Annotated in this window: 5 protein-coding genes and 2 pseudogenes; all 7 read left to right on the top strand. The window is 40.8% G+C overall.

From position 1 onward, the window contains the following. The first annotated feature begins 174 nt into the window (after positions 1-174). Positions 175-4,743, top strand: a complete 4,569-nt coding sequence (locus KV696_RS08615) for a ZmpA/ZmpB/ZmpC family metallo-endopeptidase (RefSeq protein WP_219967434.1) — start codon at positions 175-177, stop codon at positions 4,741-4,743. A 389-nt stretch (positions 4,744-5,132) separates the two neighbouring features. Further along, entirely contained in the window at positions 5,133-8,921 is a 3,789-nt protein-coding gene (locus KV696_RS08610) for a glycoside hydrolase family 2 TIM barrel-domain containing protein (RefSeq protein ID WP_219967433.1), read from the top strand. Between the two features lies 1 nt (position 8,922). Then, complete coding sequence (locus KV696_RS08605) at positions 8,923-10,611, top strand: alpha-L-fucosidase (RefSeq protein ID WP_219967432.1); 1,689 nt, start codon at positions 8,923-8,925, stop codon at positions 10,609-10,611. A gap of 100 nt (positions 10,612-10,711) precedes the next feature. Continuing rightward, positions 10,712-11,650 (top strand): Rpn family recombination-promoting nuclease/putative transposase, encoded by a 939-nt coding sequence (locus tag KV696_RS08600; protein ID WP_219967431.1) that lies wholly within the window; start codon positions 10,712-10,714, stop codon positions 11,648-11,650. Positions 11,651-11,657: 7 nt separating this feature from the next. Beyond that, a pseudogene (locus KV696_RS08595) lies at positions 11,658-12,068 on the top strand (Rpn family recombination-promoting nuclease/putative transposase); the annotation flags it as partial. Then, a pseudogene (locus KV696_RS08590) lies at positions 12,061-12,546 on the top strand (RpnC/YadD family protein); the annotation flags it as partial. The pseudogenes KV696_RS08595 and KV696_RS08590, both read left to right, overlap by 8 nt. A gap of 462 nt (positions 12,547-13,008) precedes the next feature. Then, positions 13,009-17,606, top strand: a 4,598-nt coding sequence (locus KV696_RS08585) for a DUF1542 domain-containing protein (protein WP_309147685.1), incomplete at its 3' end; no start/stop codon positions are given.

Here is a 17,606-nt window from a genome sequence, read left to right as displayed (position 1 = left end):
TTTTACATTACTTTTGTTAAGAAAAACAAAGAACATTGATATACATTTAAATAAAAATTATTGTATGTTGTCCCCCTTAACTTGGAATGATAAGGGAATAACTAGAAAGATTTGTGAATACAAACTATTTCTGATATACTAAATATACAGTAATAATGAATGATAGGATATGGGATGAAAGAATTTCAATTTGAGAGAAAGCAGCGTTTTTCTTTGAGGAAATATACAATAGGAGCTTGCTCGGTCTTGCTAGGAACGAGTTTATTTTTTGCTGGTATGGGAGCTGAACCTGTACAGGCTACAGAAACGAGTTCAACACTAATTTCAAGTCATTATTTGGATGAGCAGGATTTATCTGAAAAGCTGAAATCTGAGTTGCAATGGTTTGAAGAAAATAAGATTGAGGTAAAAGAGGGAAAAGAATACTATTTTATCTATCGAAAATTAGCTACAAGATTACCAGAAACAGGTCTGTTTTCTAATGATGGGATGTTTATCTTGGGAGCAGGATTGTTATTGCTTTCCTTTACTTTAATCAAGAGAAAAAAGGGAGCGTCTTACTTCCTTGTGACAGTCTTTGCTGTTGGTGGCTGGGGAGCATCCATCTCTGCTTTCGAAAATCTGGTAGAATTGCAACCAGCCCTTGTTAAGAGAGTAGAAGGTCAGTTTTTACCAAGTCCTGAAACAGTCCAAGGATATGAATTTACGGGATATTATTTGGTAAGAGATAGTGGTAGCAAGGAACTTTCTGTTGATAAGGTAGAATCGCCAGCATTATCTCAAAAGGAGGAAAGTTCAGAATCTCAGTCTAAGAAGATTGTACCACAGACTGCATCTCATTTTAGCTCGACTGAAGATCTTGTGCAATCTCCTCAACCATCTTACGCAGTTGAGCCTGTTTTAAATCCAACTCCTGAAAAAAGTATGAGTATTGAGTCTAAAAAAGTACCAGATGAAGGAATGAAAACTGTTATTGAAGACAAGCCAGAACTGGAAGTTAGGGTAGGGGAGATAGAGTTTGAAACTCAATTGCAGTCTGACCCAACTCTGGCGAAGGGAGAAAAAAGAATTTCTATAGAAGGTGCCAAGGGACAAGAACGAATCTTAACAGAAGTAAGGATTATCGATGGTATTGTTACGCGAAATGAAGTAGGGAGAGAAGTGCTTCGTGAACCAGTTACTCAGGTGATTTTGGTCGGGACAAAAGAGAAGGAACCTCAAGAAAATGGCATAAGTACAGCCCCAGAAGTCCAACCACCTCTTCCATCCTATGAAGGTGGTGTTTCCGGTGAATCCTTGGTAGAGCCGTCTCTTCCATCTTATGAAGGTGGTGTTTCCGGTGAATCCTTGGTAGAGCCGTCTCTTCCGTCTCATGAAGGTGGCGTTTCCGGTGAATCCTTGGTAGAGCCGTCTCTTCCGTCTTATGAGGGCGGTGTTTCCGGTGAGTCCTTGGTAGAACCATCTCTTCCATCTTATGAAGGTGGTGTTTCCGGTGAATCCTTGGTAGAGCCGTCTCTTCCATCTTATGAAGGTGGCGTTCCCGGCGAGTCCTTGGTAGAGCCGTCCCTTCCATCTTATGAGGGCGGTGTTTCTGGTGCATCCTTGGTGGAACCGTCCCTTCCCTCTTATGAAGGCGGTGTTTCCGGTGCATCCTTGGTGGAACCGTCCCTTCCCTCTTATGAGGGTGGCGTTTCCGGTGAGCCTGAGATACAGGAGGCTCTCCCAGAATATAAAGAAGACACTCAACTTCCTCAGACCAAAGTGGAGACCAAAGCTGTTCCTTATGAAACCGTTTATGAAAAGAATGAGGAACTAGACCACGGCGTTACAAGAGTAAAAATTTCAGGTGTTGAGGGACAAGAACAAGTTACTACTACCTATACTAAAGATCAAGCAAGTGGAAATATTTCTGAGAATAAAACTGTCAAAATAGTAGTTAACAAAGTTGATCAAGTTGTAGAAGTTGGAACTAAACCGAGTGTTGAAACTACTGTCCTATCTCATAAAACAATCTACCAGGTGAATCCTGCTTTGGAGTTCAGACAAGAGAAAGTAGCGGTTGCAGGGCGTGATGGTTCGGTGGAAACTAGGACGAGTTATCAATTAGATAAGGCAACAGGTCAGGTGACGGTATCTGAGACTACTAGACAAGTAAATCCAGCAGTTGATAAAGTGATTCAAGTTGGTAATGTGGAAAAAGTAATACAACCGATTGCTGTTACTGAGGAGCGAAGAGAGGATTTGTCACTTGCTAAAAATATAGAAAAGATAGCATCTGAAGGAGAAGTTGGTGAGAATACACTTACCAGAACCTACGCTATCAATGAACAAACTGGTGAATTGGTTAATCCTCAAGAAGTGAGTCAAATAACAAAGCCAATGAAACCGAGAGTTGTTTTAGTTGGTAGTCAGGAGGATAAACCACACTTGCTTCCAGCTAATAGTGAGAGAGAAGATGCTGTGGATGTGTCTGCTCTGACCACAAGCGCGAGATCAGTTGATTTCTTAAATGACAGTAAACTAAAAGAACAGTTGGAGCCTGTCTATGATCCTCGAGATATTATAACAAAGAGAATTGCGCTCAGAAAAACACACCCAAATATCACTGACCAAGAAGTCAAAGATATGTTGCGCACAGAGTATCTTCAAAAACTGTCAATTCAAGAAATCTTTGATCAGACGAAGAAGCAAGCTGAGTCAAGTTTCAAAAAGATTGCCTCGCATACATTGGGAATTATAGGAGATACCCCTGAAAATCGCAGCAAGGTCAAACAAGAGCTTGAGCAATACAAAGAGCAGATTTTGTTGGGACTGTCTTATATCAATCGTTTTTATAATATTCAATTTGGGGACACGAATATTCGTGATATTCTGGCCTTTAATCCAAGTTCATTTGGCAATAAGACAATGACCGCCTTGGATAGTTTGAAAAAATTAGGATCCATGTCTTATGAAGAGATGAAATTGACCAATAGTCCTCAAACATTTACAAAATATTTATCTACTATTACAGGTAAGGCTAGTTTGAAGGAATTTTTAGACAGCAATCGCCAACTCTTTACGTCAGATGATGCGGATACCTGGCTTAAAAAATCTAGCCAAGCTATGATTGTTGAAAAACCATCTAAGGAAAATCCTTCAGCGCATGTCGGGTTGTATAGCAAGTTGACAGCTGGGGAAAAGGATCCTCGTAAACAAGAAGCCAATATGGCTGCTATTTTGGGACTTTTGAATGTGAAAGAACCAAATGTTTACGTGATTAGTAATATGGCGACGATTACTTATGGTAATATTGGTTCCTATATAGATACTTCTCTTGCCCAGTCTAATCCAACTAAGTATCAGGCTGAGCTTGATAGAGTCAAGTCTTTAATTGAAAAGGCGGCTGTACAACAAGCCAACTATGTTGATACTCTTTATCGTATAACAAAACCAGAAAATCGTGATAAGTTGCTGACAAATCGTTTGATTATTGATACGATGAAGAAATATACAAGTGATCTGAATGCCCAGATTGATAGCACTTGGTCACCATCTACTGGTAATGGAGCTGATAAGGGAGTCGACCAATTTATGACTCCTATGAATTACTATTCTCCAGTAAGTAAGGTGGGAGCTGAGGCTAACGGATTAGGTGTCCGTTACTTTATAGATAGGGTTCTGGATGATAGAGGTTCAGCTACTTATTCTCATGAAATGACGCACTTACTGGATAGAACGGTCTTGTTTAATAATCACGGTCGTCGAGATGGTACAGGAGCAGAGTTTTATGCGCGTGGTATTTTTGAAAACTCCTATAATCCAGAAAAGGATACTTATTTCAATCTTAACTTTGTCTATGATGAAAGTGATAAGAATGGATTTTACAATAAAACACCTGATCGATTTAAAACGGCAGAAGATTTGCAATCTTACATGAAGGGAAGTTTTGATGTCCTTTATACTCTAGATTATCTAGAAGCAGAGGCAAGTAAAGGCTTATCTGCAGAAGACAAGATGAGTTATTTCAAAAAAATAACGCCAATCACTTCAACAGGTCCTAGAACTTGGGTAGATTACCGTAATACAGCAGTTAAACCGACTCATAAGAGTGAGGAGATTCAAGCTCTGACCTTAGAAGATGCCAAAAAATTGACAGATATTGATAGTTTGATTGACAATCATATCCTGGTCAATCGTTATATCATTGCTGGTTTTTCAGATAAAGGTAAAATTGCAGCAAATGGTTATTATACCGTTGATATGTTTGATACTATTTATGGGGTTAGTCAAAATGACTCTGGTATGAGTGGGGATATCACCTTTAGAAAACAAGCCTTTGAATTGATGGCTGCTTTGGGCTATTATGAAGGATTTGTTCCTTATGTGTCAAATCAGTTTAAAGAAGCAGCAGAGGCTGAAAACAAGCCGTTGTCTGATACTTACATTTTCAATAAAGTGTTGAGTGATAAGAGCTATGCTGAGTTCAAAAAAGTACAGATCAAGGAAAGAGTAGCTAAGATTGATCAATTGAAACCTTTGACAATCCAATATGAAGGTCAGGAAATAAGTCTGACAAGTCAGAAGTTAAGTGAATTGATGCAGAAAGCTGTCCAAGAGGAGTTGAAACAGATAAAAGCAGGAAATACAACGGCTAAAAAGTTTGAGTTTATTGAAACTCCAGTGCAAAAACTGAAACAAGCGATTTATAAAGCTTATCTTAAAGATTCAGATGACTTTAGACAGTCGATTTACAATAGCTAAGACAAAAGGGACATCTCTCTGGAATGAACATTCAGAGAGGTGTTTTTTGGTTCTTGTCAGATTTGCTACTCAATGAAAATCAAAAAGTAAACTAGGAAGCTAGCCACAGGTTGCTCAAAACACCGTTTTGAGGTAGTAGATAAGACTGACGAAGTCAGTTACATATACCTACGGCAAGGCGACGCTGACGTGGTTTGAAGAGATTTTCGAAGAGTATGACCTTGTTTCTTGAAAATGACAGTTTATATGAACATGGAATGATTTTCAGACTTTTCCACAAATTATAGAATCTTTTCTGAGGATTTAGGGAGTGATGGAGGAAGTATTGAAAGCGCTTTTGTTTTGTGCTATAGTCAAGTAAAACGAGTCGTTTAAAGAGGAATGCTTGTATGAGAAGAGAAGAAGTTTTACGAAATCACTGGTTTTTTAGCCAGGAGATGGGTAAAGAAGAGGCCTTGGCACCGGATTTTCAGAGGGAAAATTGGCAGGCTATTCAAGTGCCACATGACTGGAGTATTTACAATGATTTTGACCAGTATTCGCCAGCGCAAAATGAGGGTGGTCAGTTAAACGGGGGTCAGGCTTGGTACTGGACGCAGTTTTACTTGGAAGAAGATGCCAGTCTTGTTTCGGTGCGTTTGTTGTTTGACGGGGTTTACATGAATTCCCAAGTCTATATTAACGGACAAGTGCTGGGCTATTATCCCAATGGCTATGCACCCTTTTCTTATGATATCACGCCTTATCTAAGAAATGATGGGACAGCCAACCAGCTTGCGGTTTTTGTGGACAATCAGCAACCTAGCAGTCGTTGGTACTCTGGTAGCGGTATTTACCGAGAAGTAAAATTGTTGATTACAGATTTGGTGCATCTGGATTTATATGGGATTAGGATAGGAAGTCCCAAGCTCAAGGAACAAAGAGATGGATGGGTGGAAACTCAGCTTGAAAGTAAGGTTTCAAATGACGAACCTCAGTCCGTGTCGGTGTATTTGGAACAGAGTATCTGGTATGATGGACAACAGCTGTCAGACTGGCAGGCGACTGATTCTGTAATGATTGAGTCTGGGGAAAAACATCATTTCAAACAAGCCATATCAATTTTCCAACCTTTGCTTTGGGATATTGATCATCCTCACCTTTACCAATTGAAGACTCACCTTTACAAAAATGGCATTTTAGTTGATGAAAAAGAGGAGACCTTTGGTTACCGTTATATGGATTGGCAAGCGGATAAGGGCTTCTTTCTAAATGGTCGCTGGTTGAAGATTCACGGGGTTTGTTTGCACCATGACTATGGATCTCTGGGAGCTGTGGAAAATAGGTCAGCTGCTGAGAGACGATTGTGCCAGATGAAGGAAATGGGTGTCAATGCAATCCGAATCACCCATAATCCAGCCAGTAGCATTTTGCTGGATGTGGCTGCTAAAATGGGCTTACTCATCCAAGAAGAAGCCTTTGATACCTGGTATGGAGGCAAGAAAGAATATGACTATGGTCGCTTTTTTGAGGAAGAAGCTACTCATCCAGAAGCGAAAGCAGGCGATTTCTGGTCAGATTATGATTTGCGCACTATGATTGAGCGTGGCAAGAATAATCCAGCGATTTTTATGTGGTCCTTAGGAAATGAAGTCAGCGAAGCAAATGGCGATGCTCATTCATTGAAGACTATCAAACGCTTGCTAGAAAGGGTAAAGGAAGTGGATGATAGTCGTTTTGTGACCATGGGAATGGATCAATTCCGCTTTGGAGATGGTTCTGGAGGTCATGAAAAGATTGCTGATTTGCTGGATGTGGTGGGTTTGAATTACTCGGAAGACAACATTGATGGGATTCTCAAAAGACATCCCAAGTGGCGACTTTACGGGTCTGAAACCTCATCAGCGACACGGACGCGTGACAGCTATTTTCGTCCAGATAAGGAATGGGTTGGGGATAATCGCCGCGTTCGTAATTTTGAACAGTCAGACTATGGCAATGATCGAGTTCCTTGGGGGAAGACGGCGACGGCTTCTTGGACAGCAGATAGAAATCGGTTAGACTATGCGGGTCAGTTTATCTGGACAGGAGTGGACTATATCGGTGAGCCGACTCCTTGGCACAATCAAAATGACACGCCTGTAAAGAGTTCCTATTTTGGGATCGTGGATACGGCAGGGATTCCTAAAAATGACTATTATCTCTATCAAAGTCAGTGGTTGGACCTAGATCAGCATCCCATGGTTCATATACTGCCCCACTGGAATTGGGAAATCCACAAGAGTTATCAACAAGTTGTGGATAAGTATGGGAATATCCCTGTCCGGGTGTATTCAAATGCTGGTTCTGTAGAGTTATTTCTTAATGGGAAATCCCAAGGCAGAAAGACTTTTCAGGGAAAATGGACTTCAGATGGCAGAAAATACCAAGAGGGAGAAGGTTCTGACCAACTCTATCTCGAATGGCGCTTGGCTTATCAATCAGGAGAATTGCATGCTGTGGCCTATGACCATCAAGGTCAGATTGTGGCAGAAGATAGGGTGGTGACTGCAGGTAAGCCAGCCAAAATCGGGTTACATGCCGAGAAATCACAACTGGAGCAAGATGGGCAAGACCTCCTCTATCTCTATTTTGATGTATTGGACAAGGATGGAAATTGGGTGCCTACTGCTTCCAATCAACTTTATTTTCAAATTGAAGGTCCTGCTCGCATTGTAGGTGTGGATAACGGCAGGCAGGCCAGTCGTGAACGTTACAAGGCTCAGAAAAATGGTCGGTTTAAGAGGAAAGCCTTTCATGGCAGAGGTGTCCTCTTAGTTCAGAGCTTGGAGCAGGCAGGCCAAGTTAGAGTAAAAGCTAGTGCTAGAGGGCTAGAGCCAGCAAGTTTTGATCTCTTAGTGGGAGAGGCTTTTGATTGCCAGCCAGTGAAAAATCAGCGCTTATTTGAGATTCGAGTGGACAAGCAGGCAGGATTACAAGAAGGGGCTTCCCCAGCTATTGGACTTTATCCACAAACTGTGGATAACCCTGTGAACAAGGTGGGGAATAGTGAAGTGATTTGGGAGACGAGTGGTAGTGCCCACGCCATTATCAAGCAGGGAGTGCTTCATTGTTTGTCTGCAGGGGGCTTGGCTATCTGCGCTAGTTATCAGGGGAAAACCTATCAAATGCACCTGCACGTAGTAGAAAATAGCTCACTAGGGCAAGCAGTTTTTGTACGACCACTTCGTTTATATACAGATAGGGGGACTTATCCACAGCTTCCGTCTTCGGTCTTGGTAGACTATGAGTCAGGCGGTGCAAAACGAGTCAAGGTTGTTTGGGAGGAGATTCCTGAAGAAGATTTGGCAAGATTTCATGAGTTTACGGTATCTGGTCAGCTAGAGGGTCTGGATTTAAAGGCTTTTGCTCAGGTTTGTGTCCAAGGGATTTGCGCTATTGAGCCTGAAAGGGTTTGGACGCTTGTCAAGGAAGCTCCACACTTACCAGACCGGGTTAAGCTAGTCTTATCAGATGGCAGACGAGATACGGCCAAGGTTACTTGGGATGAACTCAAGCCTCAAATCTATGCTCAGGTAGGAGAAAGTGTACTCACAGGACAGGTAGTGGGCTGTGAGTTGGCAGCAACAGTCACCATTCATGTGACAGATGCCAGTGTAGATGGAGAAGTTATTTCCAATCAGTGGACAGGGTCCAACCTGCCTCTGGTCTTTGCTTCCCACTCAGAGCCAAATCATCCAGCCTCTTACCTCAATGACAAGGTCATTTCTCGGAAAAAATCGACAGCCAATACTTGGATTGCCAAGTCAGAGCAAGCCAGCGTGGGTATTCTGTTTGGAGATGCAGGGATTTTAAAACCGCGATTTGTGGATAACCTGACCTTGTATTATGTTGAAAATCAAGAATATGTGGTTGTTGTGCCGACCTTTATTGATTATTACATAGGGAATGAGCCTAGCTTACCTCGGACTCCAAATCATTTGAATAAGGATTCCCTGCTCAAGCAAGAGGAGAATTGGCGCCCTGTATCAGCTATCCGAAAAGTTTCAAGCGACAAGGATGAAGAGCTTCGTTTTGAATTTGACAAGGTGGAGACTTATGCCCTTCGTCTTCGATTTGAAGGCTTGACCAGTCCCCTAGCCTTAACAGAATTGCAAGTACATGCCAAAAAAGTAAAGAAAAATGTAGATAGGAAGTAGTATGGTAAGAGAAATAAAACCGCATGGCCCCTTGCCTAGTCAGGCACAGCTAGCTTATTTAGAGGATGAACTAGCAGCCTTTATCCATTTTGGGCCCAATACCTTTTATGACCAGGAATGGGGGACAGGTCAGGAAGATCCTGTACGCTTTAACCCGACACAGTTAAATGCGCGTGAGTGGGTTCGCGTGCTCAAGGAAACGGGTTTTAAGAAGTTGATTTTGGTGGTCAAGCACCACGATGGCTTTGCCCTTTATCCGACAGCTCATACAGATTATTCGGTCAAGGCCAGTCCTTGGAGGAATGGGGAGGGGGATTTGCTCCTTGAAGTATCCCAAGCTGTCACAGAGTTTGATATGGATATGGGGGTCTACCTATCACCCTGGGATGCCCACAGCCCCCTCTATCATGTGGACCGAGAAGCGGACTATAATGCCTATTATCTGGCTCAGCTGAAGGAGATTTTATCAAATCCTGCCTATGGTAATGCAGGAAAATTTGCTGAGGTCTGGATGGATGGTGCCAGAGGAGAGGGCGCTCAAAAGATCAATTATGAATTTGAAAAATGGTTTGAAACCATTCGCGAACTGCAGGGCGATTGCTTGATTTTTTCAACAGAAGGCACTAGTATCCGCTGGATTGGCAATGAACGAGGGTATGCAGGTGATCCTCTATGGCAAAAGGTGAATCCTGATAAACTAGGAACAGAAGCAGAGCTGGACTATCTTCAGCACGGAGATCCCTCGGGCACGATTTTTTCAATCGGAGAGGCAGATGTTTCCATCCGGCCAGGCTGGTTCTACCATGAGGATCAGGATCCTAAGTCTCTCGAGGAGTTGGTCGAAATCTACTTTCACTCGGTGGGTCGGGGAACTCCACTATTACTCAATATTCCGCCGAATCAAGATGGGCTATTTGACACAAAGGATATTGAACGACTTTATGAATTTGCGGCCTATCGCAATGAGCTCTATAAAGAAGATTTGGCTCTGGGAGCTAAGGTGTCTGGTCCTGTTCTTTCCGCAGACTTTGCCTGTCACTATTTGACAGATGGCCTTAAGACCAGCTCTTGGGCAAGCGACGTAGGCTTGCCAATCCAGTTAGAACTTGAGTTAGGGTCACCTAAAACTTTTGATGTAATTGAGTTAAGAGAAGATTTGAAGCTGGGCCAACGAATCGCAGCTTTTCATGTGCAAGTAGAGGTGGATGGCGTCTGGCAAGAATTTGGTACAGGCTTTACAGTTGGTCATAAGCGTCTCCTGCGAGGTCCGCTAGTAGAGGCACAGAAGGTGCGCGTGATGATTACAGAGTCACAGGATTTACCTATATTGACCAAGATTTCACTCTATAAAACTCCTAGCTTATCAAAAACAGAAGTTGTTCAGGGGCTAGCATTTGCAGAAAAAAGTCTAGCTGTGACAAAGGGAGAGACTCTTCATTTTAGGATTGAACGTAGCGAAAGTAATACTCCTTTGGAGGCTAAGATTTCGATTCAACCGGGGACAGGTGTCCATGGTGTCGCCTATCAGGACGAAATTCAAGTTCTTCAATTCCAAGCTGGGGAATGCAAAAAAGATTTGTGTCTACCAACCCTGTATTTTGCTGCTGATAAGACCTTGGATTTCTATCTGAATCTGACTATTGATGGACAGCTGATTGATCAAGCTCATATTTTAGTTGAAACGAGATAAAATATCTTCACAATTCATTTCCTTTTCGAATAAATAGATAGAACCATCGAATCTAGCAAAATTAGATTTAAAACTATGGTATAATAGAAGGAGGAAATGGATGACTTTAAGACATCCGGGCATTAGCCCAACCAATGACTTGGTAGCTAAGAAAATCTTTAGCAATCCAGAAATCACTTGTCAATTTATTCGCGATATGTTGGATTTACCAGCCAAAAATGTGACCATTTTGGAGGGAAGCAATATTCATGTCTTGCCTTCCATGCCTTACTCGGCACAGGATTTCTATACCAGTATAGACGTCTTGGCGGAATTGGATAATGGTACGCAAGTAATTATTGAAATTCAAGTTCATCATCAGAATTTTTTCATCAATCGCCTGTGGGCTTACCTGTGCAGTCAGGTCAATCAAAACCTAGAAAAAATTCGTCAACGAGAAGGTGATACACACCAGAGTTACAAACACATCGCACCAGTTTATGCTATTGCTATTGTGGACAGCAACTACTTCCAAGATGACTTGGCTTTTCACAGCTTTAGTATGCGAGAGGACACGACAGGTGAAGTCTTAACTATCACAAATAATGGTCAAGAAAACCATCTGGTCAAGATGGCATTCTTGGAATTAAAAAAATACAGAGAAACCAGCAAAGACGAGGTTCGCAAGCCGTGGTTGGAGTTTTTCGGTAATAAGCCCTTTACCCAAGAACCCGAGCGAGCCATCAGCCAAGCAGACCAACTGCTGGACTACAAGAGCTGGTCCGAGGAGGACAGGAAAATGTTTAGTCAGCTACGTATGCGAGAAGAACAGGCATTGTTAGCACATGATTATGCCTTGGAACAAGCTGAAGAAAAAGGCTTAGAACGTGGTCGTGCAGAGGGTCGTGAACAAGGACGAGAAGAAGGCATTGAACAGGGATTAAAAGTAGGTTTAGTAAATCTAGTACGTCAAGGTCTTCTAACACCTGAGGTTGCGAGTGAGCAATTAGGCATGACCGTGGCTGAGTTTGAGGAGCTATTGAAAGACCATCATAAATAAGACCTAAAAATACAGAGAAACCAGCAAAGATAGCATTCGCAAGCCGTGGTTGGAGTTTTTCGGGAATAAACCCTTTACTCAAGAACCCGAGCGAGCCATCAGCCAGGCAGATCAACTACTGGACTACAAGAGCTGGTCCGAGGAGGACAGGAAAATGTTTAGTCAACTACGTATGCGAGAAGAACAAGCATTGTTAGCGCAGGACTATGCCTTGGAGACTGCTAGGGCGGAAGGGATTGAACAGGGATTGGAACGTGGTATTGAACAGGGACTGGAGCGTGGGAAAGTTGAAGGAAGGGAAGAAGGGAAACTTTTTGCATTTCTGGATATGGTACGCCAACATGTTTTAACTTCCGAATTTGCAAGTGATCAATTGGGTATGACTGTCGCTGAGTTTGAGGCGTTATTGAAAGATTAAGACAATCACAAACAATGGACAGGAACACCATCTAGTCAAGATGGCATTCTTGGAACTCAAAAAATACAGAGAAACCAGCAAAGACGAGGTTCGTAAACCGTGGTTGGAGTTTTTCGGGAACAAACCTTTTACCCAGCAACCCGAGCGAGCCATCAGCCAGGCAGATCAACTGCTGGACTACAAGAGCTGGTCCGAGGAGGACAGGAAAATGTTTAGTCAACTACGTATGCGCGAAGAACAAGCCTTATTAGCGCATGACTATGCCTTGGAACAAGCTGAAGAAAAAGGCTTAGAACGTGGTCTTGAACGTGGTCGTGCAGAAGGTATTGAACAAGGTTTAGAGCGCGGGAAAGTTGAAGGAAGGGAAGAGGGGAAACTCTTTGCCTTCTTAGACATGGTTCGCCAACATGCTTTAACTTCCGAATTTGCGAGTGAGCAATTAGGTATGACCGTCTCTGAGTTTGAGGCCTTGTTGTAAGTAGAAAACGATGACATGTTACCGAAATGAGGTAGCATGTTTTATTTTTGGTTCATATGTTTTACGGATAATTTTTTTTTTGCAGTGCAAAAGTAATTTGTCTCACCCTTCAAACTTATTTATTTTTCTACTAACCCTTTATGAATGCGCTATCTTTGTGAATGGAATTAAAACAAAAGCAAATTTGTTATAAAAACATGTGAATTATTTATTTACAAAAACAAGAAAATATACAAAACTAATTTATCTGAAAATTCCTTACTTTCCCAAAACGCTTTTTTTTTTTTTTTGCGAAAATTTTAAATCAAATCATTTGTATATATATTGAAAATAAGATAAAATGTAAATTGTAGATCTCTACATACAGGTGTCATGTGGAAATCAAATTAATTAACCTTACAAAAGGAGAAAAGAAAATAATGGAAAACAAACCATCTATGAGTCGTGTTGAACGTCTGCACCGTGAGAAGGTCACTCGTCACTCGTTACTCGATCCGTAAATATAGTTTTGGGGCGGCTAGTGTAGCTGTCGCTGCTCTTTTCATGTTCTTAGGGAATGGAGCTGTATCTGTTCAAGCGGATCAAATCCAACCTGTCCAACCTGGAGACACAGCTGCTGCGCCAGCAACTCCAGCTTTGGACAAGACCCAACTTGAAAGCTATATTTCAGAAATTGAAACAAAACTTTCTAACGGTTCTTACGATAACAAAACTGAGGAAAGTGTTGCAGTATTAAAAGCTGAACTAGAATCTGCAAAAGCTACATTAGCGAACGCAACTACTCAAGCTGAACTCAAAAAAGCTTACAGCAAACTTGTCACTACAGTTAACTCTAAATTAAAAAACAAACCTGTAGAGAAAAAAGAAACTCCAGCAGTAGATACAACTGAAGGTAAAGAAACTGTAGGTAAAACAGCAGAAAACACTGAGAAAAAATCAGAATCTAACTCAATCGAAAACACAGGATCTAATGATGCTCGTAACGGTAAAGAATTAGACAAAAATAATGCTTTCCGTGCGGAAACTGATACAGAAAAACCAAAAGTATCAATTGACTATGATGATCCAGCATCTCAAACTTTCTGGGTAACTCCAACAGAAGAAACAAAGATTATTGACCGTATCAAGATTACAGATAACAGCGGTAAGATTGTTAAAGGTTGGATGCAAAAAATGGGAGGTGGAAAAGACGTTAATATAGGTTATGGATTAAATAACTCTAATATTGATGGTGAAACAACTGCCACAGCTGCCCAACCAGCTACACTTTCTGTTACAGGGGTTTTACAACCACGCCTTAATGGTAAGCCATGGCCTAATGGTTCAACAGTAGTATCACGTAAAGTTCGTGCTAAAGATGCAAGTAACAATGAAATCGACAACGAAGGTGCATCTGATCCAGCATATCAAGTGTTCTTCAAAGTTCGTTCACAAAACGTAAAATACACAGAAGATTTAGCAAATAAAGCTGCAAACTTTGATAAAGTTGCGGTAGCTGACCCAGCACAACTTCAACAAGCAGAATTAGATAAAATTAAAGCTGGATTACAAGCAGGTGACGGAAACAACCTTAACGGTAAGATTGATACAGTTACTCAAAAAGGTGATAAAGTTGTTATTACTTATAATGATGGTACAACAGCTGAAAGACCAGTAACTGACTTCGCACGTGTAAACGCAAAACCAACAGCTGAATTTCCTTTCTCTGATGCAGCGGCTAAAGAAATTTATGTTTACGGTGCGGAAGAAAACTCATTTGGTATTAAAATCAAAGATGATAGCGGAAAAATTTCAAGCGCAACATTAAGACAAGGTGGTAACCAAGAATTTGCTACAGTTCCGGGTGAGACAAATAAAATTAGTACTCAATATGGATACACAGCGAATACTATTACTACTGAGACGCCAGCAACAGATGCAAATCCAGCGGTAATTACTTACTCAGGTAGACCAGCACCTGAAGGGACATTTACACAAGACAATTTAAATGCAGCGACTAGAGGAGAAAATCCTCCAGGAGTAGCTTTAGGATGGCGTTTCCTACGAGTTGCAGATGCTGATGGAGGAGAAATTGGAGGAAGTGCAAGAAATGCAACTGACCCAGGTGCCTTCCGTGTCATGCTTAAGCCACAAACTCAAAAATATGATGTTACAACACCTGAAAACGAAGCTGATAAACTCCCAGTAGTTGATGCTAATCACGTAACAGATGCAGAGTTTAAGAAACTAGTTGGTGCAAACAATGCTAATATCAAACTTCACTATTCTAAAACGAATACAGATGCTAACTTAGTTGCGAAACAAGGTCAAAATGTTGACGATAAAGCAGACAAGATTAAATCTGTTACAAAAGTAGATAATAATATGGTGGTAACGTATAAAGATGGATCTACAGATACATTACCATTAACTAAATTTGCCCGTACTAACGCAGCTCCAACAGTTGAAATTCCATACTCATTAGATGGTAAAAAAGATGTTTACGTGTATGCAAACGAAGATTTTGAAATTCCTATTAAATTTACAGATGATTCAGGAAAAATAGCATCAGCAAACGTTTTACGTGGTGGAAATAATGAATCGCCAGTTAAAGATGCATCAAATCCAAATGTATTGAATAATGAGTTCAATACAACAGTTGAAAAAATTTCTACTGAAACAGTAGCAACAGCTGAGAATCCTGCTATCGTAAAAATTCAAGGGAACATTTCAAAAGATAACTCTGGAATTCCTGCAAGTTCCTTCCCTAAAGAGCCAGATCAAGAACTTAAAATTGTAACTCGTTATGCAACAGCTACAGATACTGATGGAAGAGAACTTTCTAATATTGCAACTAGTGATTCATATGCGAAAGACCCAGGTTCATTCACTATCAAACTAAAAGCTCAAACAGCAAAATATGACATTAAAACTCCAGAGACAAAAGTTCCTGTAGTAGATGCTAATAATGTCACAGAAGCTGAGTTTAATGAGATTAAGAAAAATATTAAAATTCAATACTCTACCGAAAACCCAGATAAAAATCTAGCTGATAAAAAAGGTACAGAAGTAGAAAATCAAGATGATCGTATTGAAAGCATCACTAAAGATGGAAACAATGTTGTAGTAACCTATAAAGACGGTTCTAAAGATACTAAACCATTAACTGACTTTGCACGTACAAACCCAGCACCAACAGTAGAACTTCCATACTCAAACCCAGATAAGAAACAAATCTATGTTTATACTGGTGAAAATACTGACTTAACATTCAAAGCTTCAGATGATGCAGAAGTTAAAGATTTGTACCTACGTGGACCAGGTGGTGTTGGAAATGATAACACTGCAGGTTATGGATTTACAACAGGTAAGATTGATAACGATGTAGTTACAAATGGCGAAGGAAAAGTATCTGACGATAAGAGAACAGCAACTATCAAGATGACAGGTGTTACAACACTTACAGCTCCAAACCAATGGACAAGTTTTGTTGTTGCTAATGACAATGATAATGCAAGCTCATTCCCAGCAGGTCAAAACTATGACGCTACAACTGATGATGCAGTACGTCAACAAAAACCAGGATATGTTCAGTTCATCGTTAAAAACCAAACATCTAAATATGACATTGCAGCTCCAACTGAAAAAGTTGCTGTAACAGATCCAGCTAACGTAACAGAAGCAGAATTAGAGAAAATCAAAGAAAAACTACAAATTGAGTACTCTAATAACAATGATGATGCTAACTTAGCTGACAAAAAAGGTAAAACTGTAGATGCTGCAGATGCTAAGGCTAAGATTGCCTCAGTAACAAAAGATGACCAAGGAAATCTTGTAGTAACATACACAGACGGTTCTACAGATAAAAAACCATTGTCAGAATTTGTAACTCTAGATAAACAACCAGCTATCAATGAGGTTAATAAAGCAGCTGAGAAACAAATTGAGGCTATTAACAATAACCCAGAAGCAACTAAAGAAGAAAAAGATAAAGCAATCGAGCAAGTAAATGCAGATAAAGCTAAAGCTCTTGAAGATATTGCTAACTCTACTGCTACAACTAAACCTGAGTTAGATAAAGTAGAAAAAGCAGGAACTGACAAGATTAAAACAGATAATCCTGTACTTTCTAAGAAACCAGCAACTAAGCAAGCCATTGACGATGCGTTAGCAGCGAAAAACAAAGCAATCGATGCTCGTCCAGATTTAACTCCAGAAGAGAAAACTAAAGCTAAAGAAGCAGCAAAAGCAGCAGCTGATAAAGCTAAGGAAGCTGTCGATGCAGCAAAAACTAATGCGGATGTTGATACTGCAGCAGGAAAAATTGGAGATGAACTTAAGAAAGTAAATCCAGTAGCTAAAGAAGCAGCTAAGAAAGCAATCGCTGATGAGTTAGCTAAGAAAGAAAAAGCAATCGACGCTCGTACTGATTTGACGAAAGAAGAAAAAGACGCAGCTAAGAAAGAAGCTCAAGATAAAGCAAACGAAGCAACAGACGCTATTAACAAACAGCCAGACATCGCAGAAACACCAGAAAAAGCAGCAGAAGCTCAAACAGCAGTAGATGGTGCAAAAGATAAAGGTGTAGCAGATGTTAAAGCTGTAAATCCAGTAGCAGCTAAGAAAGCGGAAGCTAAACAAGCAATCGACGATGCGCTAACAGCTAAAAACCAAGAAATCGATGCTCGCACAGATTTAACTCCAGAAGAGAAAACTAAAGCTAAAGAAGTAGCAAAAGCGCAAGCAGATGTAGCAAAAGCAGCAGTTGATAATGCAACTACAAATGCAGCAGTTGATAAAGCTAAAGCAGATGGAACTACAGCAGTTGCAAATGTAACTCCAGTAGCAAAAGAAGCAGCTAAGAAAGCAATTAATGATGCGTTAACAGCTAAAAATAAAGAAATCGATGCTCGTCCAGACTTAACTGATGAAGAAAAAACAGCAGCTAAGAATGAAGCAAAAGATAAAGCTGATGCACAATTAGCGAAAATCAATGAACAACCTGATACAGCAACTACACCAACAGCAGCTAAAACAGCTCAAGATGCAGTAGATGCGGCTAAGAAAACAGGTGTAGATGA

Source organism: Streptococcus humanilactis, from assembly GCF_019448275.1.
GTDB classification, from domain to species: Bacteria; Bacillota; Bacilli; order Lactobacillales; family Streptococcaceae; genus Streptococcus; species Streptococcus humanilactis.
Note: the sequence above shows the minus strand (reverse complement) of the source record. Positions and strands in the feature narration are given on the sequence as shown.

What these genes read in the sequence shown, in the direction of transcription:
- KV696_RS08605 (WP_219967432.1), top strand. Translation starts at nt 8,923, where the DNA reads ATGGTAAGAGAAATAAAACCGCATGGCCCCTTGCCTAGTCAGGCACAG.
- KV696_RS08610 (WP_219967433.1), top strand. Translation starts at nt 5,133, where the DNA reads ATGAGAAGAGAAGAAGTTTTACGAAATCACTGGTTTTTTAGCCAGGAG.
- KV696_RS08615 (WP_219967434.1), top strand. Translation starts at nt 175, where the DNA reads ATGAAAGAATTTCAATTTGAGAGAAAGCAGCGTTTTTCTTTGAGGAAA.
- KV696_RS08600 (WP_219967431.1), top strand. Translation starts at nt 10,712, where the DNA reads ATGACTTTAAGACATCCGGGCATTAGCCCAACCAATGACTTGGTAGCT.